The 22,834-nt window shown below is 72.4% G+C and carries 21 protein-coding genes; 11 read left to right on the top strand and 10 right to left on the bottom strand.

Translation table 11 applies throughout. The annotated features are described in order from the left end of the window. Nucleotides 1-151: 151 nt before the first annotated feature. Nucleotides 152-658: an SgcJ/EcaC family oxidoreductase gene (locus tag AQJ58_RS32360; protein ID WP_067256585.1), complete on the top strand. Its 507-nt coding sequence runs from the start codon at nt 152-154 to the stop codon at nt 656-658. Here AQJ58_RS32360 and AQJ58_RS32355 read toward each other — a convergent pair whose 3' ends face one another. Next, complete coding sequence (locus tag AQJ58_RS32355; RefSeq protein ID WP_067256584.1) at nt 659-2,020, bottom strand: sensor histidine kinase; 1,362 nt, start codon at nt 2,018-2,020, stop codon at nt 659-661. After that, complete coding sequence (locus tag AQJ58_RS32350) at nt 2,017-2,745, bottom strand: response regulator transcription factor (protein WP_067256582.1); 729 nt, start codon at nt 2,743-2,745, stop codon at nt 2,017-2,019. Before AQJ58_RS32350 ends, AQJ58_RS32355 begins: the two co-directional genes overlap by 4 nt. A gap of 217 nt (nt 2,746-2,962) precedes the next feature. Here AQJ58_RS32350 and AQJ58_RS32345 point away from each other — a divergent pair, with 217 nt between their 5' ends. From AQJ58_RS32345 to AQJ58_RS32330, 4 genes are all read left to right on the top strand, one after another. Continuing rightward, on the top strand, nt 2,963-4,234 hold the full coding sequence (locus AQJ58_RS32345) for an aspartate kinase (RefSeq protein ID WP_067256580.1): 1,272 nt from the start codon (nt 2,963-2,965) through the stop codon (nt 4,232-4,234). Then, the gene (locus AQJ58_RS32340; RefSeq protein WP_067256578.1) at nt 4,234-5,292 is read left to right on the top strand and encodes an aspartate-semialdehyde dehydrogenase; all 1,059 of its coding nucleotides are present in this window, start codon (nt 4,234-4,236) and stop codon (nt 5,290-5,292) included. The genes AQJ58_RS32345 and AQJ58_RS32340 overlap by 1 nt, the downstream gene beginning before the upstream one ends. Before the next feature lie 419 nt (nt 5,293-5,711). Continuing rightward, entirely contained in the window at nt 5,712-6,287 is a 576-nt protein-coding gene (locus AQJ58_RS32335) for a SigE family RNA polymerase sigma factor (RefSeq protein WP_079079381.1), read from the top strand. Between the two features lie 113 nt (nt 6,288-6,400). Further along, complete coding sequence (locus AQJ58_RS32330) at nt 6,401-7,429, top strand: hypothetical protein (protein WP_067256754.1); 1,029 nt, start codon at nt 6,401-6,403, stop codon at nt 7,427-7,429. Here the strand turns inward: AQJ58_RS32330 and AQJ58_RS32325 are convergent. Next, the gene (locus AQJ58_RS32325; RefSeq protein ID WP_067256577.1) at nt 7,399-8,208 is read right to left on the bottom strand and encodes an SURF1 family protein; all 810 of its coding nucleotides are present in this window, start codon (nt 8,206-8,208) and stop codon (nt 7,399-7,401) included. The genes AQJ58_RS32330 and AQJ58_RS32325 overlap by 31 nt on opposite strands. 172 nt (nt 8,209-8,380) lie before the next feature. Here AQJ58_RS32325 and AQJ58_RS32320 point away from each other — a divergent pair, with 172 nt between their 5' ends. Beyond that, nucleotides 8,381-10,195 (top strand): S9 family peptidase, encoded by a 1,815-nt coding sequence (locus tag AQJ58_RS32320; RefSeq protein ID WP_067256575.1) that lies wholly within the window; start codon nt 8,381-8,383, stop codon nt 10,193-10,195. Between the two features lie 390 nt (nt 10,196-10,585). On the opposite strand, the gene AQJ58_RS32315 is transcribed toward AQJ58_RS32320, so the two are convergent. After that, on the bottom strand, nt 10,586-12,445 hold the full coding sequence (locus AQJ58_RS32315) for an NAD-binding protein (RefSeq protein ID WP_067256573.1): 1,860 nt from the start codon (nt 12,443-12,445) through the stop codon (nt 10,586-10,588). 212 nt (nt 12,446-12,657) lie between these two features. On the opposite strand from AQJ58_RS32315, the gene AQJ58_RS32310 reads away from it, so the two are divergent. Together AQJ58_RS32310 and AQJ58_RS32305 are read left to right on the top strand one after the other, a co-directional pair. After that, entirely contained in the window at nt 12,658-13,674 is a 1,017-nt protein-coding gene (locus AQJ58_RS32310) for a permease (protein WP_067256571.1), read from the top strand. Further along, entirely contained in the window at nt 13,671-14,477 is an 807-nt protein-coding gene (locus AQJ58_RS32305) for a TIGR03943 family putative permease subunit (RefSeq protein WP_067256569.1), read from the top strand. The genes AQJ58_RS32310 and AQJ58_RS32305 overlap by 4 nt, the downstream gene beginning before the upstream one ends. A gap of 9 nt (nt 14,478-14,486) precedes the next feature. Here the strand turns inward: AQJ58_RS32305 and AQJ58_RS32300 are convergent, their stop codons facing one another. The 3 genes from AQJ58_RS32300 to AQJ58_RS32290 all read right to left on the bottom strand — a co-directional run bounded on the left by AQJ58_RS32300 (nt 14,487) and on the right by AQJ58_RS32290 (nt 15,928). Further along, the gene (locus AQJ58_RS32300; protein ID WP_067256568.1) at nt 14,487-14,828 is read right to left on the bottom strand and encodes a hypothetical protein; all 342 of its coding nucleotides are present in this window, start codon (nt 14,826-14,828) and stop codon (nt 14,487-14,489) included. Beyond that, nucleotides 14,825-15,325, bottom strand: a complete 501-nt coding sequence (locus AQJ58_RS32295; protein ID WP_234360365.1) for a DUF6232 family protein — start codon at nt 15,323-15,325, stop codon at nt 14,825-14,827. The genes AQJ58_RS32300 and AQJ58_RS32295 overlap by 4 nt, the downstream gene beginning before the upstream one ends. 150 nt (nt 15,326-15,475) lie before the next feature. Then, entirely contained in the window at nt 15,476-15,928 is a 453-nt protein-coding gene (locus AQJ58_RS32290) for a hypothetical protein (RefSeq protein ID WP_067256566.1), read from the bottom strand. 190 nt (nt 15,929-16,118) lie between these two features. Between AQJ58_RS32290 and AQJ58_RS32285 the strand changes: the two genes are divergently transcribed. Continuing rightward, nucleotides 16,119-16,520: a luciferase domain-containing protein gene (locus AQJ58_RS32285; protein ID WP_067256565.1), complete on the top strand. Its 402-nt coding sequence runs from the start codon at nt 16,119-16,121 to the stop codon at nt 16,518-16,520. A gap of 174 nt (nt 16,521-16,694) precedes the next feature. Here the strand turns inward: AQJ58_RS32285 and AQJ58_RS32280 are convergent, their stop codons facing one another. The 3 genes from AQJ58_RS32280 to AQJ58_RS32270 form a co-directional block, all read right to left on the bottom strand. Next, complete coding sequence (locus AQJ58_RS32280; protein ID WP_067256563.1) at nt 16,695-17,711, bottom strand: sporulation protein; 1,017 nt, start codon at nt 17,709-17,711, stop codon at nt 16,695-16,697. A 140-nt stretch (nt 17,712-17,851) separates the two neighbouring features. Beyond that, nucleotides 17,852-19,165, bottom strand: coding sequence for a sugar ABC transporter permease (locus AQJ58_RS32275; protein ID WP_079079368.1), 1,314 nt, complete (start codon nt 19,163-19,165; stop codon nt 17,852-17,854). Next, nucleotides 19,162-20,235, bottom strand: a complete 1,074-nt coding sequence (locus AQJ58_RS32270) for a sugar ABC transporter substrate-binding protein (protein ID WP_067256561.1) — start codon at nt 20,233-20,235, stop codon at nt 19,162-19,164. Before AQJ58_RS32270 ends, AQJ58_RS32275 begins: the two co-directional genes overlap by 4 nt. Nucleotides 20,236-20,464: 229 nt before the next feature. Here AQJ58_RS32270 and AQJ58_RS32265 point away from each other — a divergent pair, with 229 nt between their 5' ends. Next, complete coding sequence (locus tag AQJ58_RS32265; protein ID WP_067256559.1) at nt 20,465-21,595, top strand: hypothetical protein; 1,131 nt, start codon at nt 20,465-20,467, stop codon at nt 21,593-21,595. A 243-nt stretch (nt 21,596-21,838) separates the two neighbouring features. Next, entirely contained in the window at nt 21,839-22,819 is a 981-nt protein-coding gene (locus AQJ58_RS32260; protein ID WP_067256558.1) for a sensor histidine kinase, read from the top strand. The last annotated feature ends 15 nt before the right edge of the window (nt 22,820-22,834 follow it).

The raw sequence follows: 22,834 nt of genomic DNA, 5'->3' as shown, positions 1-22,834 counted from the left end.
GTGGTCCCTCGTCCTGTTCGGCCTCGCCGTCGTCGGCCGCTGGGAATTGGGTGCGTCCTGGACGTCCCCTGTACGACCGCTGCACGGGCCCTAACCGGTCGGACGCGAGTCTTGAGTCATCCCAACAGGCTCCATCCGCACAGGAGTTGCGATGACCCGCAAGACCCGCATACGCGCCGCACTCGTCACCGCCACCGCCCTCGTCACCGCCGCCACGGTGACGGCGGGTGTCAGTGCGGCCGGCCCCGAGAAGGCCCACACGACCCACAAGCCCAGCAAGAAGCAGATCGCCGCCCTCTTCGACGGCTGGAACGCCGCGCTGCGGACGGGCGACCCCGAGAAGGTCGCGAACCGCTACGCGAAGGACGCGGTCCTGCTGCCCACCCTCTCCAACAAGGTCCGCACGGACCGGGCCGGCATCGTCGACTACATGGAGCACTTCCTCCGGAACAAGCCGGTCGGCAAGAAGGTCGAGACCCACATCAACGTCCTCGACGGCAACTCCGCCCTCGACTCCGGTGTCTACGAGTTCACGCTCACGGACCCGGCCACCGGCAAGAAGCGTGCTGTGGAGGCCCGTTACACCTACGAGTACGAGAAGCGCGGCGGCAAGTGGCTCATCGTGAACCACCACTCGTCCGCGATGCCGGAGGGCTGATCATCCCCCGCGCTGTGCCGCCCGGAGCGTGATCCGGACGCACAGCCCGCCCCCGGGCGCGTCCGTCAGGGCCACCGTCCCGCCGTCGTCGGTCACCAGTTGCCTGACGACGGCGAGGCCGAGGCCGGAGCCGGAGCGCCCGGTCAGGCCCTGACCGCGCCAGAAGCGGTCGAAGGCGCGGGACTTCTCCGCGTCCGACATGCCGGGTCCGCCGTCCGCGACGGAGAGGACCACCTCCCGCGCGCCGGAGCCCGTCTCCAGCCGTACGGTGATCGTCCCGCCGTCCGGCGAGACCTCCAGCGCGTTGGAGAGGACGTTGTCCAGCACCTGGTCCAGGTGACCGGGGCTGGCCAGCACAGACGGCCGGCCGTCGACGCCACTCCCCTTGAGCGCGATGGTGACTCCGCGCTCGTCGGCGGCCGGTCTCCACACCGTGAGGCGCTCGTCCACGATGTCCCTCAGCGGCAGCGGCTCCGCCACCGTGACCTTCGCCTCGGCCCGCGCCAGGACCAGCAGGCCGTTCACCAGCCGGCTCATCCGGACGACCTCGGCGGTCGCCTGCTCCACGTCCTCCCGGACGAACTCGTCGTCCACGCCGTCCGCGATGTTGTCCAGCGACAGCCGCAACGCCGTGAGCGGGGTGCGGAGTTGGTGGGAGGCGTCCGCGACGAAGATGCGCTGTGAGGCGACCAGCGTGTCCAGGCGTTCGGCACCCTGGTTGAGGGTGCGGGCGAGGGTCTGGGTCTCGGGCGGGCCCGTCACCGGGGAGCGCGCGGTCAGATCGCCGTCGCTGAACTTGCTGGCCATGGAGTTGAGTTCACGCAGGGGCGCGGTGATCCGGCGGGCGGCGTACGCGCCGATCGCGGCCGCCGCCGCCAGGACGAACACCGCGAGCCCGGCGCGGAAGCCCCAGATCGACCACAGGCGCCGGGTCATGTCCGACGTCGAGTAGACGATCCGTACGGCCGCCGCGCCGCCCTCGGCGGGGACGGTCACTTTGAGCTGCCCGCCCCAGATGAAGTCGGAGCCCCAGTCGGTGGTCGGCTCGTTCTTCTCCACGGCCCTGGCCAGCGCCGCGTCCTCGGCGGGTCGGGGCAGATCGGGGGCGCAGCTGCCGGTGGGGGTGACCTGGACCTCGCCGGGCGTCTCCTGGCGGTACGCCCTGGCCACCTCGGTCAGCGCCTCGCAGGAGATGGTGTCGCCGGCTCCGAGCAGCAGGGCCATGGTGGCGGCCTCACGCTGCACCGACAGCTCGGTGTCGTCGCGGAGCTGCTTGGTGAGCGTGAAGGCGACCGGCACCGTGAACAGCAGGATGGCGACCGCGACGAGCAGGATGTAGCTGCGGATGAGCTGCCGGTTCACGTGACCTCGGCGCCCTTGCCGTCCGTGCCGCCTCTGCCGTCCGTGCCGTCCCCGGACTCCTTGGCGATCTCCAGCCGGAAGCCGACCCCGCGCACCGCCTCCACGGTGACGACACCCGCGAGCTTGCGCCGCAGCGCCGCCACATGCACGTCGAGGGTCTTGGTCGGGCCGAACCAGTTCGCGTCCCAGACCGCTTCCATGATCTGCTCGCGGGACATCAGCGCGCCCGGCTCCTCGGTGAGGAAGGCCAGCAGGTCGTACTCCTTGGGCGCGAGGGCGACCTCCGCCCCGTCCACGTGCACCCGGGCCGCCTTGCGGTCGATCGTCAGCCGTGCGCCGTACCGGTCGGGACCGCTCTCGGCGGCCGTACGGGGCTGCGCGCGCCGCATCACGGCCCGTATCCGCGCGATGACCTCGCGGACCCCGAAGGGCTTGGAGACGTAGTCGTCCGCGCCCAGCTCCAGTCCGACCACCCGGTCCGTCTCGTCGCTGCGCGCGCTGATCACGATGATCGGCACGTTCCCGCGCTCGCGCAGCGCCTTGCACACGTCGAGGCCGTCGGTGTCGGGCAGCCCCAGGTCCAGCAGGACGACGTCGTAGGGGTCGCGGTGGGCCAGGGCGGCGGCGCCCGTGGTGACCCAGTCGACCTCGAAGCCGTAGCGCCTCAGGCCGCGCCGCAGCGACTCGGCGACCGGCTCGTCGTCTTCCACCAGGAGTACCTGCACAGCCGCACGATAGTGCGAAGGACTTCTTGAAACTTAATTCACAGCTATCACTTGCGTTTCAGTGGGAAGGGAAGTCTGCGAACGGGCATCCGGTGCAGCGCGATCACATCTCACGATGCGGTACTCGGGGGGTGGATTTCGGGTGCTCGTTAGACTGAGCCGACCGCAGTACAAGGGCGTATGTGCGGAAAGAAGACAAACTGAGCGAGGAGCGCACGTGGGCCTTGTCGTGCAGAAGTACGGAGGCTCCTCCGTAGCCGATGCCGAGGGCATCAAGCGCGTCGCCAAGCGGATCGTGGAAGCGAAGAAGAACGGCCACCAGGTGGTCGTCGTCGTTTCCGCGATGGGCGACACGACGGACGAGCTGATCGATCTCGCCGAGCAGGTGTCACCGATGCCTGCCGGGCGTGAGTTCGACATGCTGCTGACCGCCGGGGAGCGGATCTCCATGGCCCTGCTGGCGATGGCGATCAAAAACCTGGGCCACGAGGCCCAGAGCTTCACCGGCAGCCAGGCAGGCGTCATCACCGACTCGGTCCACAACAAAGCCCGGATCATCGATGTCACGCCGGGCCGCATCCGGGAGTCCCTCGACAAGGGCAACATCGCCATCGTCGCCGGGTTCCAGGGTGTCAGCCAGGACAAGAAGGACATCACGACCCTGGGTCGCGGCGGCTCCGACACGACCGCCGTCGCCCTCGCCGCCGCGCTCGACGCCGAGGTCTGCGAGATCTACACCGACGTCGACGGTGTCTTCACCGCCGACCCGCGGGTGGTGAAGAAGGCCCGGAAGATCGACTGGATCGCCTTCGAGGACATGCTGGAGCTCGCGGCCTCCGGCTCCAAGGTGCTGCTCCACCGCTGTGTGGAGTACGCCCGCCGTTACAACATCCCGATCCATGTGCGGTCCAGCTTCAGCGGACTTCAGGGCACCTGGGTCAGCAGTGAGCCGATTGGGGACCGCAAGGTGGAGCAGGCCATCATCTCCGGTGTCGCGCACGACACCTCCGAGGCCAAGATCACGGTCGTCGGCGTGCCGGACAAGCCGGGCGAGGCCGCCGCGATCTTCCGGACGATCTCGAACGCCGAGATCAACATCGACATGATCGTGCAGAACGTGTCCGCCGCCTCCACCGGGCTGACCGACATCTCCTTCACGCTCCCCAAGGCGGAGGGCCGCAAGGCCATCGACGCCCTGGAGCGCAACAAGGAGGGCATCGGCTTCGACTCGCTGCGCTACGACGACCAGATCGGCAAGATCTCGCTGGTCGGCGCGGGGATGAAGACCAACCCCGGCGTCACCGCCGACTTCTTCACCGCCCTGTCCGACGCGGGGGTGAACATCGAGCTGATCTCGACCTCCGAGATCCGGATCTCGGTCGTCACCCGCGCCGACGACGTCAACGAGGCCGTGCGCGCCGTGCACACCGCCTTCGGGCTGGACTCCGACAGCGACGAGGCCGTCGTCTACGGAGGCACCGGGCGCTGATGCCCCCCATCAGCCGGCCGACGCTCGCGGTCGTGGGGGCGACCGGAGCCGTCGGCACCGTCCTGCTCCAGATCCTGTCCCAGCGGGCGGACATCTGGGGCGAGATCCGTCTCGTCGCCTCACCGCGCTCGGCCGGCCGCAAGCTGGCCGTGCGCGGTGAGCAGGTCGAGGTCACGGCCCTGTCGGAGGAGGCCTTCGACGGGGTCGACCTCGCCCTGTTCGACGTCCCGGACGAGGTCGCCGCGCAGTGGGTGCCGGTCGCCGCCGCCCGGGGCGTGGTCGTCGTGGACAACTCCGGCGCCTTCCGGATGGACCCGGACGTGCCCCTGGTCGTGCCCGAGGTCAATCCGCACGCCGTGCGCGTCCGGCCGCGCGGGATCGTCGCCAACCCCAACTGCACCACCCTGTCGATGATCGTCGCCCTGGGCGCGCTGCACGCCGCGTACGGGCTGCGCGAGCTGGTGGTCTCCTCGTACCAGGCGGTCAGCGGGGCCGGGCGGGCCGGGGTGGAGACGCTCCGGCGGCAGATCGCGCTGGTCGCCGGGACCGAGCTGGGGACCAGCCCCGGGGACGTGCGGCGGGCCGTCGGCGAGGACACCGGGCCGTTCCCGGAGCCGGTCGCGCTGAACGTCGTACCGTGGGCCGGGACGCCGCGCGAGGACGGCTGGTCGTCGGAGGAGATGAAGGTGCGGGACGAGTCCCGCAAGATCCTCGGACTGCCGAAGCTGCCGGTGGCCGTGACCTGTGTCCGGGTGCCCGTCGTCACCACCCACTCCCTCACCGTGCACGCCCGTTTCGAGGACACGGTCACCGTGGACGGCGCCCGCGAGATCATCGCCACCGCGCCCGGGGTCGTCCTGTTCGACAACCCGGAGGCGGGGGAGTACCCCACGCCCGCCGACGTCGTCGGCACCGACCCGACCTGGGTGGGCCGGGTCCGGCGGGCCCTGGACGACCCGACCGCCCTGGAGCTGTTCGTCTGCGGGGACAATCTGCGCAAAGGTGCCGCCCTGAACGCCGCGCAGATCGCCGAGCTGGTGGCGGCCGAGCGCAACTGACCGGCGAGTCAGGAACGGTCCGGCAAAAGCCCTGGCCAGGGGCCATGGCAAAGTGTGAGCCGGTCGACGGCTCAGATACTTGTGTCGGACAGCGTTGTCGTCTGAAGATTGCCGAAGACTTCCTCCCCGTTCTGTGCAACCGCGCGCAGGGCGGGGAGCGTCTTTGCGGTCCCGGCGTGGGGACGCCGTGATCCGGGCGTGGGGATGCCCGTTCATATGGGATACAAGGGAAGAGCGGGACACATGAGACGGGTAGGCGTGGCCTCGTCCGACAGAAAAGTGACGCCCGGCACGTACAACCCCCGCGGGGGGACGTGTGTCCAACTGGCGTGGCAGAGGTACTCGAACTCCCCCTGGCTCGTGCCGTCCTCCGACCCCGGTTCGCCGGGGCGCCCGGCGGCCTGCCGGTGATCGCGCCCATGCCCGCGGCGCGGCCCACCCGCATCCCCAGCCAGCGTGACGGCGCCGAGCAGCCCGCCTCCGCCGACGGCGCGGTGGCCGTCGGTACCACCGTCGACCACCTCACCGAGACCTACCGGGCCCACTACCGCTCGCTGCTCGGTCTCGCCGCCCTCCTCCTCGACGACACCGCCTCCTGCGAGGACGTCGTCCAGGAGGCCTTCATCCGGGTCCACTCCGCCCGCAAACGCGTCCGCGACCCGGAGAAGACCCTCGCCTATCTCCGCCAGACGGTCGTCAACCTCTCCCGCTCCGCCCTGCGCCGCCGCATCCTCGGGCTGAAGCTGCTGTCCAAGCCGATGCCGGACATGGCCAGCGCGGAGGAGGGTGCCTACGACCAGCTGGAGCGCGACTCCCTCATCAAGGCCATGAAGGGCCTCCAGCGCCGCCAGCGCGAGGTCCTCGTCCTGCGCTACTTCGCCGACATGACCGAGGCCCAGGTCGCCGAGACCCTCGGCATCTCCCTCGGATCGGTCAAGGCGTACGGCTCCCGCGGCATAGCGGCCCTGCGCATCGCGATGGAGGCGGCGGCGTGAACGACGGGGCCGAGGGCCGCGACGCGCACGAGCGCCACGAGCCGTACGCATGGCACGAGCCGACGCGGCCGGAGACAGACGATCCGAAGCACTCGCACGCTGGGAACGAAACCGTGAACCACCACCTCGACGACCAGGGTCCCGACGGGCTCGACTCGGACGAGCTGGCACTGCGCCGGATGCTGCACCAGGCCGTCCGGGAGATGGAACCGCGCGACGGCACGCTGAACCACCTGCGCCGTGCCGTTCCCGCCCGCCGGGCCCGCAAGCGGCAGGCCGCCGTCGGCATGGCCGCCGCGGCACTCTTTGTCGGCACCGCCGTCCCCGCCGTGCTGCACGTCTCCGCCGCCTCGGGCTCCGACGCCAACCCCGCCATCGCCGGCCAGGCCTCCCAGGCCCAGGGCGGCACCAGCCAGGGCAAGGGCCCCGACGGGACCACCGGCGGCAAGGTCGGCGACTCCTCGGGCAAGACCGACGAGCAGGGCAAGGGCGGCAGCACCGGGGGCGGCGAGAGCAAGGGCACGGGCAGCACCGGCGCCTCCAGCGGCAGCGAGTCCGCCACCACCACGGCCCAGGCCGCCCCCGCCTGCACCGCCTCCCAGCTCGGCTCCGCCACCGCGAACGTCGCGGGCGCCGACTCCGCCGGGATCGTCTACGGCACCTTCCGCGTCGCCAACGTCTCCGCCACGGCGTGTACCGTCGCCGGCGCCGTCACCCTCACCTCGACCGCCCAGGGCGCGGCCGACCCCACGAAGATCACCGTGGTGCGGCACGCCTCCGGCGACGCGGCGGCCGGCCTGCCCGACCCCTCCCTCTACGTCACCGGTTACGCCCTCGCGCCGGGGTCCGCGTACGAGGTGAAGTTCGCCTGGCAGCCGACCGAGACCTGTCCCACCACGAGCGGCACCGGCGGCAGCACCGGGGGCGAGTCCTCGCCCTCCCCGACGCCGTCCGAGCAGGCCGGCACCACCGGGGACACCTCCGCGGGCACCACCACCCAACTGCTCACCGAGGGCGGCACGGCCGACGGCAGTGTGGTCGTGACCTACACCGCGGACGACGGGTCCACGACGGTCTCGGCGACCGTGCCGAACGCCTGTGCGGGCACGATCTACCGGACGGGCGTGCTGGCGCCCTCCTGAGCCGGCACCGGATCGGACCCCTCGGGAGCGATCCCGAGGGCCGCGTCCCGCGCGAACTCCACCTCACGGCGCAGCAGCCGGAACCACATGAACACCACGAACCCGGCGAAGACGAACCACTCGCCGGTGTAGCCCAGGTTCTGGAACGCCTTCAGGTCCAGCCCGGTGTTCGGGGCCGCGCCCGCCGGCACCGTCCTCATCCCGCCGTCGGCGGTGTCCAGGGTGACCCAGGCGTCGTAGACGTCGTACGGGACCAGGTTGACCAGGGACGCCGCGCTGATCGCGGCGGTCTGCCCGGACGGCAGGCCGCCCCGGGCGCTCACCCCGTTGTCGCCCGGCTGCTCGGAGGCCTGGAGGGAGCCGGTCACGGTGACCTCGCCGGAGGGCGGCGCGGGGGCCTTCGCGGCGTCCGCCGTGCCGGGCAGCCAGCCGCGGACGACGGGCAGGGCCTCGCCGCCGTCGGTGCGCAGCAGCGTCAGCACGTAGTAGCCGCTCTTCCCGTCCAGCTCCCGGCCGGGGACCAGCAGTTGCCGGTCGTACCGGCCGGTGGCGGTGGCCTGCTTGCCGACGGTCGCCTTGTCCACGGGCAGCAGCTCGGCGAGCGGGCGGGCCGCCTCCTCGCGGTCGGTCTCGGCCTGCGCCTTCGCCGTCCGGTGGTCGTCGACCCGCGCCTCGAACCGGCTCAGCTGCCAGGAACCCATGAACACACAGAAGGGGATGGCCAGCAGCACGAAGACGTTGATCCCCCACCAGCGGGGCGTCAGCAGGAACCGGTACACGCCACCACCGTACGTGGCGCGGCCGCGCTTCCCGGGCGCGGGGTGGGCAGCCCTCGCCCAGCGGTCGTTGCAGTCACCACCGACACTCGCCTGACCTGCGCGGATGTAAAGGTTATCCACAGGCCGGGTCCCGTGGCGGTCGTTTGTCGCCGAGGGCGGGCAGTATGGGTCCATGACTGAGAGCTACGGGTCCGCCGCGCCGGGGCGGTACGAGGAGATGCCGGACTGGGAGAAGCGCTTCAGGGCGCCCAGGGTGTCATTGCCGGACTGGGCGGAGGACATGCCCGACCGTTCCCTGTTCGTCTCCAATGCGACGGGTACGTATGAGCTGTACGCCTGGGACCGGGCCACCGGCGAGCAGCGGCAGGTGACCCAACGGGCGAACGGCACGACGGACGGCGTGCTCTCCCCGGACGGCGCGTGGATCTGGTGGTTCGACGACAAGGACGGCGACGAGTTCGGTGTCTGGCGCCGGCAGCCCTTCGAGGGCGGCGAGGACGAACTGGCCACCCCCGGCCTCGACCCCTCGTACCCGGCGGGCCTCGCGCTCGGCCGCGACGGGCGCACGGCGGTCGTGGGCCGTTCGACCGACGAGGAGGGGACGACGATCCATGTGGCGCGGGTCGGCGAGGCGCCCTTCGAGCTGTACCGGCACCGGGAGTCGGCGGGCGTCGGGGACCTCTCCCACGATGGCACGCTGATCGCGATCGAGCACACCGAGCACGGCGACGCGATGCACTCCGCGCTGCGGGTGCTGCGCCCGGACGGCACGAAGGTCGCCGAGCTGGACGACACCGCCGGCGGCACCGAGGAACTGGGCCTGGAGGTGCTGGGCTTCGCCCCGGTGGACGGCGACACCCGGCTGCTCATCGGGCACCAGCGGCGCGGCCGCTGGGAGCCGCTGGTGTGGGACGTGGCCACGGGCGAGGAGACCGACCTGGCGCTGGACCTGCCGGGCGACGTCAGCGCCGAGTGGTACCCGGACGGCTCCGGGCTGCTCATCGCCCACAGCTTCGAGGCGCGCAGCGAGCTGTTCCGGTACGACCTGGCGGGCGGCGCCCTGGAGCGGGTTCCCACCCCGCGCGGGACGGTCTCCGGGGCGACGGCCCGGCCGGACGGCAGCGTGGAGTACCTGTGGTCCTCGGCCGCCGAGCCGCCGGTGGTCCGCTCGACGACCGGGCAGGTCGTCCTGGACCCGCCCGGGATGAAGTCCCCGGGCTCGGTCGCCGTGGAGGACGTGTGGGTGGAGGGCCCCGGCGGCCGGATCCACGCCCTGGTCCAGAAGCCCGCCGGTGCGACCGGGCCGCTGCCGACCGTCTTCGACATCCACGGCGGCCCGACCTGGCACGACAGCGACGCCTTCGCGGCGGCCCCGGCGGCCTGGGTCGACCACGGGTACGCGGTGATCCGCGTCAACTACCGCGGCTCGACGGGGTACGGGCGGGCCTGGACGGACGCGCTGAAGGTGCGGGTCGGGCTGATCGAGCTGGAGGACATCGAGGCGGTACGGCAGTGGGCGGTGGGCTCGGGACTCGCCGACCCCGCCCGGCTGGTCCTCACCGGCGGCTCCTGGGGCGGCTACCTCACCCTCCTCGGCCTCGGCACCCAGCCGCAGGCGTGGACGGTCGGGATCGCGGCCGTACCGGTCGCGGACTACGTCACGGCCTACCACGACGAGATGGAGGCGCTGAAGGCGATGGACCGCACGCTGCTCGGGGGCACCCCCGAGGAGGTGCCGGACCGCTTCGAGGCGTCCTCGCCCTTGACGTACGTCGACGACGTCAAGGCGCCGGTGTACATCTCGGCGGGCATCAACGACCCGCGCTGCCCGATCCGCCAGATCGACAACTACGTGAAGCGGCTGGAGGCGAGGGGCGCGGTCCACGAGGTGTACCGCTATGACGCGGGCCACGGCTCACTGGTCGTGGACGAGCGGATCAAGCAGGTGCGGCTGGAACTGGAGTTCGCGGAGAGGTACGTGAAGTAGCGGCCGCCGGTGGTGGTCGGGTGCGGGCGCGGGGGCCCTTCGCGCGGTTCCCCGGGCCCGGTCCGTCCGTACCGGTCGGCTGCTACTGGTCCGTCCGTACCGGTGCGCCTGTACCGGTCCGTCCGTACCGGTCGGCCGCTACCGGTCCGCCCGTTCTGGTCGGCCGCTACCGGTCCGTCCGTACTGGTCGGCCGCTACCGGTCCGCCCCTACCGGTCCGCCCGTACCGGTCCGCCCCTACCGGCGCGCCGCTACCGGTCCGTCCGTACCGGTCGGCCGCTACCGGTCCGCCCGTACCGGCGCGCCGCTACCGGTCCGTCCGTACCGGTCGGCTGCTACCGGTCCGTCCGTACCGGTCGGCCCCGACCGGTCCGCCCCGACCGGTCCGCCCCTACCGGTCCGACGCCCTGCCCCGCCGGCCCAGCAGTTCCGCCAGGCCCCGCCGGGTCGCCGCCAGGACCACGCGGTCCTCGTCCCGCAGGACATAGGTGTCGGGCAGGTCCCAGACCAGCCCGCCGCCGCCCTCGCCCGTGTCCAGCGCCAGCACCCGCCACCTGCCCGCCCGGAAGGCCTCCCCGACCGTCCGGCCCCTGAGCCGGGCGCACTCGCCGACCCCGAGCGCGGCGAACAGCAGCACCCGGCGCTCCACGGGGATCGCCCCCAGGATCTGCCGCCCCATCATCGCCCCGGCGAACGACGGCGCCGACAGGTGCGACACGCTCCGGCTCCGGGTCAGCGCCTGGGGATGCGCCGCCCGCAGGGTGCGGTACACGGCGGTCGCGAAGTCGTCGTCGTACAGCCGCAGCACCACCCGCAGATCCGGCCGGAGCGTGCGGGCGTACAGCGCGGCCTCCAGGTTCGTCGTGTCGGAGCTGGTCACCGACAGCAGGGCGTGCGCGCGGTGGATCTTCGCCGCCTCCAGCACCCCCTCCTGGGTGACGTCCCCCAGCACCACCGGCACCCGCAGCCGCCGCGCCACCGCGAGCCCGCGCGCCTCGGGCCCCGCCTCCACGCACACCACGGGGATGTTCAGCTCCCGCAGCCGCACCAGCACCCGGGTGCCGATCTTCCCCAGCCCGAGCAGCACCACATGGCCGCCCATCCCGCGCGGCGGCCGCCGCAGCGACCCCGCCCCCCGGAACGTCCCGAGTGCCTCCAGCACCGCCGCCAGCATCACCGGCAGCAGCAGCAACCCCATCAGCCCGGACAGCAGTTGCAGCACCTGACGCGCCGTACTCGCCCCGATCGCCGGGTCGTTGATCGCGAACAGGTCCAGCAGGGTCAGATACAGCGCGCCCAGCGGATGGATCCTGGTCACCACCCACAGCGCCACCGCCAGCGCGAACACACACCCCACGAGACCGGCCAGCGACAGCCGCAGCCGCCGGGAGAAGAGGATGCCGATCGGGACCGTCGCCCCGAGACCCCGGCCCGTCTGCGGAGCGGGGCGCCTCGCGTACGTCACCTGCTCCAGCTCCACCGACCCGCGCCGCCCGGCCGCCTCCCGCACCGCCTGCGCGTCCGGCAGCAGCAGCGGCCCCTGCTCCCCGCTGCTCTCGGAACCGTCCGCGAAGGCGGGGTCGGCGGCGGTCGCGGACAGCAGCGCGAGGGTGGGGCGCCCGCTCGCGGGCTCACCCGGCGCGCGTTCGACGGCACGCAGCAGCAGGCCGTCCGTCTGGACGACCTTGGTGGTACCGGCGACCGCCGACGCGGCGAGCGCGGGCGCGGCGGTGTCGGCGTCGGACAGCACGGTGGTCGAGGCGTCGCTCCCGGCCGCCGGACCGCCGCCGGCGGCCAACGCGGCCGCCTGGTCGAGGAGTTCCTCGATGTGCAGGCCCAGACGGCGGTTGTACAGGCGCAGGACGAGTCTGAGGCGGGGGTTCAGCCGGCGGGCGGTGAGGGCCGCGCGGATGTTGGTCTCGTCGTCCTCGTACACCAGGGCCAGCGCGTCGGCCCGCTCCACGCCCGCCTCGGCGAGCACCGCATCGGTGGGCTCCACGGCCTCCAACGTCCGCTGTCCGTCCGCCGGTTCACCGGCCGCCGGGGGCGTGCCGTTGCCTGCGGCCCGGCTGACCGCCGCGCTCACCACCCGGTCGAGCAGCGCCGCGGACACCGCGCGGGCCCGCCCGACGACCGGCGGCCGCACCGAGCGTTCGGCGGGCGGCACGACGAGCGTGACCTGCTCCTCGTAGACCCCGCGCAGTTCGGCGGCGAGCCGGTGCGCGAGCCCGTCGTCGCCGCACACCACCATGTGCGCGCCGGTGTCACCCGCCGCCCTGCCCTGATGCGGAACGCTCCCCGCGTGACTTCCCACGAGGGAGAAGACTGCCGCACCGGGACGCGGGGTTCCACGGACGGGGCCCCGCTGTGAACACCGGGCACCCCCGCACCGTAGAAAAAGGGGAGGGAATGCGGGAAACAGGGATCAGCCAGAACAGCACGGAACGCGGAGGTGCCGGACCCGTGGCCATCACCAAGGCGGCCCCAGAGGCCGAAGCGCGGGCCGAGGAGCCCCGCCGGGCCGAGGAGCCCCGCCGGCTCACCTCCTCCCTCGCCCTGACCCTGTTGCTGCTCCTGCTGGTGCTGCTCCAGAGCCCGATCCGCCGGGCCCTGTCCGCGCCGGTGATGCAGAGCTGGACGACGGTGTTCGTGGCGGTGGTGATCCAGGCCCTGCCGTTCCTGGTGCTGGGCGTGCTGCTGTCGGCGGCGATCGCGGTCTACGTCCCGCCGTCGTTCTTCGCCCGTGCGCTGCCCTCCCGTCCGGCGCTGGCGGTGCCCGTCGCCGGGATGGCGGGGGCGGTCCTGCCGGGCTGCGAGTGCGCCTCGGTGCCGGTCGCGGGGGCGCTGGTCCGCCGGGGCGTGACCCCTGCCGCGGCGCTCGCCTTTCTCCTCTCCGCCCCCGCCATCAACCCGATCGTGCTGACCGCGACGGCCGTCGCCTTCCCCCGGAACCCCGAGATGGTGCTGGGCCGTTTCGTCGCGAGCCTGCTGGTGGCGTGTGCGATGGGCTGGCTGTGGCAGCGGGTGGGCCGCACGGACTGGATGCGGCCCCCGGCGCACGCGCATCACGAGGGGCAGACGAAGGGTGCCGCGTTCTGGGACTCGGTGCGGCACGACGTGATGCACGCGGGCGGGTTCCTGGTGGTGGGCGCGATGGCGGCGGCCACCCTGAAGGCGGTCGCGCCGGAGAGCTGGCTGCGCACGGCGGCCGGCAACCCGGTCGTCGCGGTCCTGGCGCTCGCCCTGCTCGCGGTGATCCTGTCCATCTGCTCGGAGGCGGACGCCTTCGTGGCCGCGTCCCTCACCCAGTTCTCCCTGACGGCCCGGCTCGCGTTCCTGGTCGTCGGCCCGATGATCGACCTGAAGCTGTTCGCGATGCAGACGGGCACCTTCGGCCGTGGCTTCGCCCTGCGCTTCGCCCCCATGACCTTCGTCCTGGCCATCGCCTCGGCCGTACTGACAGGAGCGGTGCTGCTGTGAACCGACAGTCCCAGGCCGCCGTCCTGTTCCTGCTCGGCGCGGCCCTCCTGCACGCCGGCACGACCGACCTCTACCTCCGCTACGTCAAGGCGGGTCTGCAACCGCTGCTGCTGGCCTCCGGGGCGGTCCTGATCGTGGCGGCGCTGGCGACGGCCTGGTACGAGTGGCGCAGGGGGAAGTCGGAGCGCGAGGAGCACGAGAAGCACGAGAACCGGGAGACCCACGGGCTTCGGGAGGAGGGGGAGAAGCACGAGGATCAGGAGACGCACCAGGAGCGCGAGCGGCACGGCGCACACCCCGAACCCCGTATCTCCTGGCTGCTCGTCCTCCCCCTCCTCGCCCTGATCCTGGTCGCCCCGCCGGCCCTGGGCTCCTACAGCGCGACCCGCACCGGTACGGCCCTCCAGGAACCCCTCGCCTACCCGGCCCTCCCGGCCACCGACCCGCTGCCCCTCGGCCTCGTCGACTACGCGGGCCGCGCGGTGTACGACCACGGCCGCACCCTGGAGGGCCGCACCGTCCGGCTCACCGGATTCATCGCCCTCGACCACGACGGCACCCCCTACCTGGTCCGCATGGCCCTCAACTGCTGCGCCGCGGACGCCCAGCCCGTCAAGGTCGCCCTGACCGGCGCCATCCCCCCGGTCCTGCAACCCGACACCTGGCTCACCGTCACCGGCACCTACACCCCCCGGTCGACCCGGGACCCCGTCAACAACGGCCCCATCCCCTACCTGAAGATCACCGCGGCCACACCGACGCCCGAGCCCCGGGACCCGTACGACGAGTCGTACAACAACTGAGCGGCCGCTTCACGAGGCGCCCATCAGCGCCATGACGGCCGTGACGACCGGAGTGCCCACGGCGCCGAGGACGGTGGCGATCCCGGCGATCCGCTCCAGGACCGTGCGGAACCGCTCGCCGGACGGGTGGGCGCCGATCTCCCGTACGGCCGCGTCGACCTCCGCGCGCCGGCCGTCGTCCAGGTGGTGGCGCAGGGCCTGGAGCTCGGTGAGGAGGGTGTCCAGGGCCGCAGCGCGCGCGTCCGGTCCCGCCGCCGTGTGCTTGCCGCCGGTGACGATGTCGCCCGAGCCGCTGTGCACGACCTTGCCGAGGTTGCCCGAGCCGTACTGCTGGATGTGGTCGCCGTTCATCGCGACCCCACGATGTTCCCGGAACCGCTGTGCTGGTTCTTGCCGACGTTGTTGTCGCCGTACTGGTTGATGATGTCGCCGTGCACGGCGTGCTGCACGTTGTAGGTGATCTGGGCGATGTCCGGGTGGCCGATCGCCTTGGTGATCTCGCCGACCAGGTAGGTGATCTCGCTGCGGTCCGTGGACCACACGGCGTCGCGCTGGGTGCCGGACGTGTTGAGGACGAGGCCGTACAGGGTCGGCTTGTTGAGGAGCTTGACGAGCTGCCAGATCAGGAGGGCCTGCACGGCGAGCCAGATGATCAGGCCGTAGGCGCCCGCGCCGGCTCCGATGAGTCCGCCGACGAAGAAGCAGATGAGGGAGCGCTGGATGAACCGCTTCCAGGCCGCGCGCCGGTCGACCTCCAGCACCCGTTGGCCGACATGGGAGATGTTGCGCAGGGGGTAGGCCTCTCCCTCCACCCACAGCACACCTTCGTTGACCCGTACTTGCACCACAGCCGGCCTCCTCTGTTCGGTGATGGCGGCGACTGCATGGACAGTAGGGGCGGGCGCAACCGGCCTACGGCATTTGCCAGTTATTCACTCAAACTGATTCATTCGGGCGTCTCGGGGGACGCCGATGACCGAGTTGACCGGCCGGGCGCGTCAGGAGGCGGCGGGGCTCGCGCCGTACGGCGACTCCTCGATCTTGCCGCCGAGTTCCCCGCGCAGCTTCTCCATCTCCGAGCGCGGATCGGCCGACAGGACCCAGCGGTCACCCACGAGGTAGACCCCGCCGTAGATCATCGCCGTGTCGAGCCAGTCGCGCTGGCCCTCGGCCGTGTCGAAGGTCAGCAGCACGAACTGGGCGTGTGCCGACTTGCACACGCCCTGCCGGAAGTCGAGCGTCTTGCCCGCCTCCTGGGGCGCGGTCGTACAGCCGACGGCCTTGCCCATCGCCTCCAGGGTCATGGGGCGGGCGGTCGGCGCGGCGCTCTTCGACGCGGCCGTGCGCTCCTCGCCCCCGTCCCCCGAGCCGCCGCCGCACCCGGCGAGCAGCAGCGCCGCGGTGAGCGCGCACACCGGAACTCCGAGAAGACGACGGACGGGACGGCGCATCGGGACTCCGTACGCGACTGGGGGAAGCGGATCGGTCGCCCAGGAGTACGAGAGCCGCTCTCCGGCCGTTCAGCGGACGTCCCGCCCCACGGCGGTGAGCCCCGCCACCGAGCCGGGCCGGGACGCTACGTCGCGGTTACGTCTCACTCAAACCCTGGTGTCCGGGCGGTGAGCGCCCCATGATGGCCGTATGACGACGGCCTGGCACGCCCTGGCACAGCTGGCGAGTTGGCCGGACCTCACGGAGGTCCGGTCCAGTTGCGGCACCGGCCGGGCACTCGGCTCGGCCGGCGGCGAGATCGCCCACTTCCACACCGAGCGCAGTGTGGACCTGTACCTCACGGTCCGGGCGATCCGCCGCTACGAGCCGGACCTGCGGCGCTCCACCGCGATCCGGCTGGTCCCCGGCTCGCACTGGGTGACCGTCCGGCTGGAGTGCGAGTCCGACGTGAACCTGCTGATGACCCTGATGAGCGCCGCCCTGCGGGCCCACCAGGAGCGGCCGGACACCCCCGGCGCCTCCCCTGCCGCCTCCCCCGCCCGCTGCAACGACCGGCTGGAGACGGCACTCGCCCACCGCGAGTCCCTGTAGGGGAGTGCCTGCGGGGATCAGTCCCGGTCCTCTGCCTTCGGTCCTCAGCCGTCGGTCCTCAGCCGTCGGTCCTCAGCCGTCGGTCCTCAGCCGTCGGTCCTCAGCCGTCGGTCCTCAGCCGTCGGCCCTCGGCCCGGTCCCTCGGCCCGGTCCCTCGGCCCGGTCCCTCGATGATCAGTCTTCTTCCTCGTCGCCCTCGAAGAAGTCCCCGACCTCGTCGATGACCTCCGCCGCCACCATGCCGCCGACCACACCGACGGCGAGCCCCGCCGCGCCCGCCGCGACGGCGGTCCCGATGCCGGGGCCGGAGGAGCGGTGTCCTTCGCCGTGCCCGTGCCCGTGCCCGTGCCCGTCGTGCCCGTGCCCGTCGTAGGGGTGCGGGTCGTGGGAGGGGGCGTACGTAGAGCCGTACGAGGCGTACGACGCCCGGTGCTCGGCCAGCGTGCGGATCCAGCCGTCGACTTCGGTGTTCCAGTCCCGCAGGTCGTGATGTCCGACGGTGAACCGGGTGAGCGCGTCCTGTCCCTCGGAGAGGAACCCGCCCCGCTTGTCGGCCTCCAGGACGATCTCCAGGCCGCCGGGGTGCGCGAGGAAGGTCAGCTCCACCTCGTTGATCTGGTGGGCGTACTGCGGGGCCGGGGTCAGCTCGATCTCCTGGTAGAAGGGGAGCTGCTGGCCGGTGCCGCCGATCCGGCCGTACTCCAGGTCCGCCGACCTGAAGCCGAAGCCGAGCTGGCCGAGCGCCTCCAGGATGTGCTCCTGGGCGGCCAGGGGGGCGACGGTGAGCTGGTCGAGGTCACCCTTGTCCCTGGCGCCGGCCACCGACAGCTCGGTGCGCACCCCGAGGACGATGCCGAGCGCCTGCCCGTACAGCTCGGTGATGGGCGTCTCCCACGGCAGGGTCACCCCGAACGGCACACTGCGCCGCTCGCCCTCGCCGAGCCGGAAGCCGCCGCCGACCGTGACCCGCTCGAAGACGACGGTCCCCTCGCTCTCGCCGTCCCCGTGCTCGGCCTCGACCCGGGCCACCAGCTCCAGGGTGATGTGCTCGATGTCGTGGTCGGCGTTGCCGCCCTGGAGGTGGACCTGCCCGGTGAGCGTCCCGCCGGGCCGGACCGGCGTGGGGTCGAGGACCGTGTCGACCGTGGGGCCACCCACGCCGAGCGAGCCGAGCAGTCGTTTGAACACCATCGTGGCGTCCGCTCCTTCACGTGATTTCTACAGCAACGTAGAAGAAGCATAGGTCGGGAGGCGGCACTCGGGGCGGTGGTCGTCACCCGTCCGGCGGGGATCGACCGAAAATCGCCGCCCCGGCGCCTCGGTGACGGGCCTCAGGCCCGCCCGTGGCTCTCCGCCGAGCGGCGGGTCACGGAGTCGAGCATCACCGCTGTGTACAGCACCCCGCCGGTGATCATCAACTGGACCGGCGACCCGACCCCCAGCAGTGCCATGCCCGAGGCGATGGACTGGATGATCAGCACCCCCAGCAGCGCGGACCAGGTCGACCCCCGCCCGCCGAACAGGCTGGTGCCCCCGATGACGGCGGCGGCGATGGCGTTGATCAGCAGCATCCCGGAGCCCGGCACCTGGCTCGCCGAGGTCAGTCGCGAGGCGATGAACAGGCCGCCGAGCGCCGCGAGGGTCCCCGACACCGTGAACACCGCGATCCGCACCCGGGTCGGGTCCACCCCGGCCCGGCGCGCCGCCTCCACCCCGCCGCCGAGCGCCATGATCTGGCGGCCGTAGGGGGTGCGGCGCAGGAAGACGTCCGAGACGACGACCACCGCGAGGAAGATCAGCAGCGCCAGCGGCAGGCCCTCGAACCGGTCCAGGACGTGGACGGAGGTGAAGGTCACCGCCGCGAGCAGAGCCGTACGGATCCAGATGCCGGCCGCCGGACGGTACGGCATCCCTGCCGCGCCCCGGCGTGCGCGGTCGCGCAGGCAGAAGGCGAGGTACCCGGCCGTGGCGAGCGCCGCCAGGCCGTAGCCGACGGCGGCGGCGCCGAAGTAGTGGCTGGTCAGCTGGGCCACCAGCCCCTCGTCGCTGAAGGCGATGGAGGTGTCCGTGCCGAGCAGGTAGAGCATGATGCCGTTCCAGGCCAGCAGCCCCGCGAGGGTGACGACGAACGCCGGTACGCCGATCCTGGCGAAGGAGAACCCCTGGAGCCCGCCGGCCGTCGCACCACAGAGCAGCGCGATGAGCGCGGCGAGCCACTCCGGCATCCCGAGGTTCACGTTGAGCGCCGCGAACAGGGCCCCGGCGAGGCCCGCGAGCGAGCCCACCGACAGATCGATCTCGCCGATCAGCAGCACGAAGACGATGCCGACGGCGACCAGACCGGTGCCGACGATGTCCACGCTGAGGATGGACAGATTGCGCGGCGAGAGGAAGTTGTGGTTCAGGGACTGGAAGACGACCCAGGTCACCGCGAGGGCGAGCAGCACGGGCACGGGTCCTAGATCGCCTGCGCGCAGCCGGTGGCGTACGGAGGCGGCGTACGTCGCGAGATGGGCGGCGTACCGGCCGTACCGACCGCCGCCGTCCGGTGGGCCGCCGTCGCCGCCCGGGGTGGGCTCCGTCACGGCCAGGCCTCCTCGGGGCGGAACCGAACCGGCACTGCCCACCTCCTCCCTCGGGCTCATCCGGTGAGCCCGGCCTTGGCGCAGGCGGCCCGGAGCCCGGGGGTGCAGATCTGGCCGATGGTGTACAGACCATCCTTTATCAGAGTGTCCTTGATGGTGCCGACGGTCACCGACACGGACGGCAGCAGGACCGCCGGGACGTTCTTCGAGGTGGCGTTGTCCACCGTGGAGGGGGCGATGGACCCGAGCGGCTCGCCGCGGCCCAGCGCCACGGCCATCCGCACGGCTGCGTCGGCCGCGGACTTGTACGGCTTGTACACGGTCATGTACTGGTCGCCCTTGACGATGCGCTGGACCGCCACCAGGTCGGCGTCCTGCCCGGTCACCGGGGGAAGAGGCCTGACCTCGGTGGCGTTCAGGGCGGAGATCACGGCTCCGGCGAGGCTGTCGTTGGCGGCCAGGACGCCGTCGATGTGGCCGGCGCCCAGCGCGGCGATGGCGCCCCGCATGTTGACGAAGGCGTTCTCCGGGCGCCAGTCGACGGTGTCGTAGGACTTCCCGACCTTCACCTTGCCCTTGAGGACGGAGAGGGCGCCCTGCTTGAACCACGCGGCGTTCGGGTCGGTCGTGGCGCCGTTCATCATGACGATCTGCCCGCCGTCCGCCTTCGCGCCCATCGCCTTCAGCAGCCCCTCGCCCTGGAGCCTGCCGACCTCGGCGCCGTCGAAGGTGACGTAACCGGAGATCGGGCCCTGCGCGAGCCGGTCGTAGGCGACCACGGGGATCCCGGCCCGCTCCGCGGCCACGACCGACGGCCGCAGCAGCTCGGGGTCGACGGCGGCCACGATCAGCACGTCCACCCCCCGGGTGATCATGGCCTCGAGCTGCTGCCGCTGGACCGCGGGGTCGGGCGTGGCGGCGACCTGCACCGCCGGGCAGGACGGGCACTGCTTCTCAACCCCCTTCACGATCAGCGGCCGGTCGAACTGTCCGAAGCGGGAGGCCCCGCCGCCCGGGAGCAGCAGGCCGATCGTGGGGTCGCCGTCCTTGCCGTTCCCGCCGCCCGAGCCGCAGGCGCCGACGAGGGCCAGGGCGGCCGCGACGGCGACGGCCAGCGAGCCGCGCCCCATCAGCCGCCACCCCGGCTTCCTCGGGCGCCGCTCGCACGAGCGGTGCCCGAGTTCCTGGGAATTGCCCTTAATGGGTGCATGTTGACCAGCGTAGCCAAGCCGCCGGTTTCGCGTTCAACGGCGCGGGCGGACCCGGAGGCCCCCCAGCGGCCCGCGGACAGATCGAATTCACGGCGCGGATGTGTTCGCACTCTCGCGCGAGGGCATTCCTGCTGTAAGGCTCGGACGCGTGACGTACGTAGTGACCGTGGAGACCTGCATCCCGGAGGGCACTCCGGAGATGGACCCGCTGCAGCGCGCCGGAGCGGTGTCGCTCATCGAGGACGGATTCGACTCCGTACGGGCCGTCGAAGGGCCCGACGGACTGGAGGTGGACGTCCTCGACACCATCGTGGCCGTCCACCCCGGCGGGGCCCTGCTGAAGGTCGTCGTGGACGCCCCGGCGCTCGAGTTCGCCGAGGACTCGGTACGGGTGCTCGTCGACGAACTCCTGGAGCGCACCGAGCTGCTGGCCGACTGGGAGATCGAGCGCTGCGAGGTCGAACTCCACCAGGATCTCGCCCTGGCCAGCCTCGAAGCCGCCGACGGCCCCGACGCACCGCCCGCCGACCCCGTCGCCCGCAAGGCCCGCCACGCCGAGGCCGCGGCGGACCACGCCACCGGCGCGGTCCCCGACGCCGCCCGCAGATCCGCGGCCATGCGCCGCCGGATGCTGGAGCTGGCCGACGAACTGCGCTCCCTGCCCCCGGCCGGGTTCGGCGTCCTGGACGGCGAGGAGGGGCTCGCCGTCCCGCCGGAGAGCGCCAGGCTCGCCGCCGGCGCCCTCGTCCACGCCACCGACGTCCTGGTGGACGAACTCTTCGAGGACGTCCAGGTCCTGACCCAGGAGGACGCCACCGTCGCGGAGTGCGAGGGCCCCCTCTGGCACCTCGAACGACTCCCCGACCGCTACGCCCTCCAGTACGACGCCCCGTTCGCCCGCCGTTTCCTGGTCACCGTCATCGCCCTGACCACCCGCTTCACCGACGGCAGCTTCCAGCGCCTCGGCTGCGTCGCCGAGGAACTCGCCCTGCGCCTGCTGCTGAGCCAGACGACCACGATCCTGGAGCTGCACGACCTGCTCGACGACGACGTGGCGGCCGCCCTCGACGCGCTCACCGACCACCTCTACGAGGACATGGGCCACGAGTACCTCTACGACGGCTACGACGACGGACGGCACGAGCCCGGTGAAGAGGGCGCCGCCGACGGCCCGCTCGCTGTCGCCCCCGTCCCCTTCGACGCGTGGTTCACCCCGTTCCAGCGCGGCAGGTACATCCACCCCTCGGCGGCGGACGAGCCGGACGCGGCCGCCCGCTGAGCGCGGCGCCGCGAAATCTTGGCGGTCTGCTGGACTGCCGCTCTCCGTCTGCTGGGCTGTCTCTGGAGGTGGTCTTCCTAGGGTGAGTGCCGAGCGAATCGCCAGTGATGCCGAGGACCGAGTACTCCGAGGACGGCCCACCGGGCCACCGTCACCACCACGACCGACGGCGACGGCGCCGACGTCCTGTCCGCCACCCTGCCCGGCGCTTCGGGCACCACCGTCCGGGGCGCCCTGCGGCTGATGTACCCGCTGTCCGAGGTCGACGCCCGCGTCCACCGCGTCTGGGGCGCCCTCGCCCTGGGCGGGGCCTGCGTCCTCGCCGCGGTCGCGCTGGTCGCCTTCAGCCTGGCCCGCTGGATCACCCGCCCGCTGCGCACCCTGGAGGCGGCCACCGCCCAGCTCGCCGACGGACATCTGGCCGACCCGCCCGACGCCGCCACCGGACCGCCCGAACTGCGCCGCCTCGCCGCCTCCTTCACCCACACCGCGGCCCGCCTCCAGCACCTGCTGAGGGCCCAGCAGGCCTTCGCCTCCGAGGCCTCCCACCAGCTGAAGACCCCACTGACCTCGCTGCGGCTGCGCCTGGAGAACTTCGAGCCCCTCCTCGACCCCCGCGCCCACCCCAGCCTGGACGAGGCGGTCGGCGAGGTCGAACGCCTGGGCCGCATGGTCCAGGGGCTGCTGGCCCTCGCCCGCCTGGAGAACACCGCCACCACCCCCGAACCCGTCGACCTCGACACCGTCCTCACCGACCGCGTCGCGATGTGGGAACCCCTGGCCGCCGAGCAGTACGTCACCCTCGACGTCACCGGTCCGCCCGTCGGCGGGGTATGGGCGATACCGGGGGCGCTGGAGCAGATCATCGACAACCTGGTGGCCAACGCCCTGCGCGTCTCCCCGGCCGGCAGCACCCTCACGCTGCACCGGTCCCCCGGCACCGAACTCCACGTCGTGGACCAGGGACCGGGCATGAACGACGCGGACCGCGCCCGTGCCTTCGACCGTTTCTGGCGGGCCTCCGACACCCACCACGACGGCACCGGCCTCGGTCTGCCCATCGTCCGCCACCTCGTCGACGCCTCCGGCGGCACGATCACCCTCCACCCCGCCCCCGGCACCGGCCTCCTCGCCCGGATCCGGCTGCGCCCGGCCCCGCCCGGCCCGGCCGGGACGCACCCGGCCTCCGGGGTGCCGGGGAGGGCCGGAGTCGGCTCCTGGTGAACCGGCCGCCGTCTT

Source organism: Streptomyces sp. DSM 15324 (assembly GCF_001514285.1).
Taxonomy (GTDB): domain Bacteria; phylum Actinomycetota; class Actinomycetes; order Streptomycetales; family Streptomycetaceae; genus Streptomyces.
The sequence above is the reverse complement of the archived record's forward strand: the minus strand, read 5'-3'. Positions and strand labels throughout refer to the sequence as shown.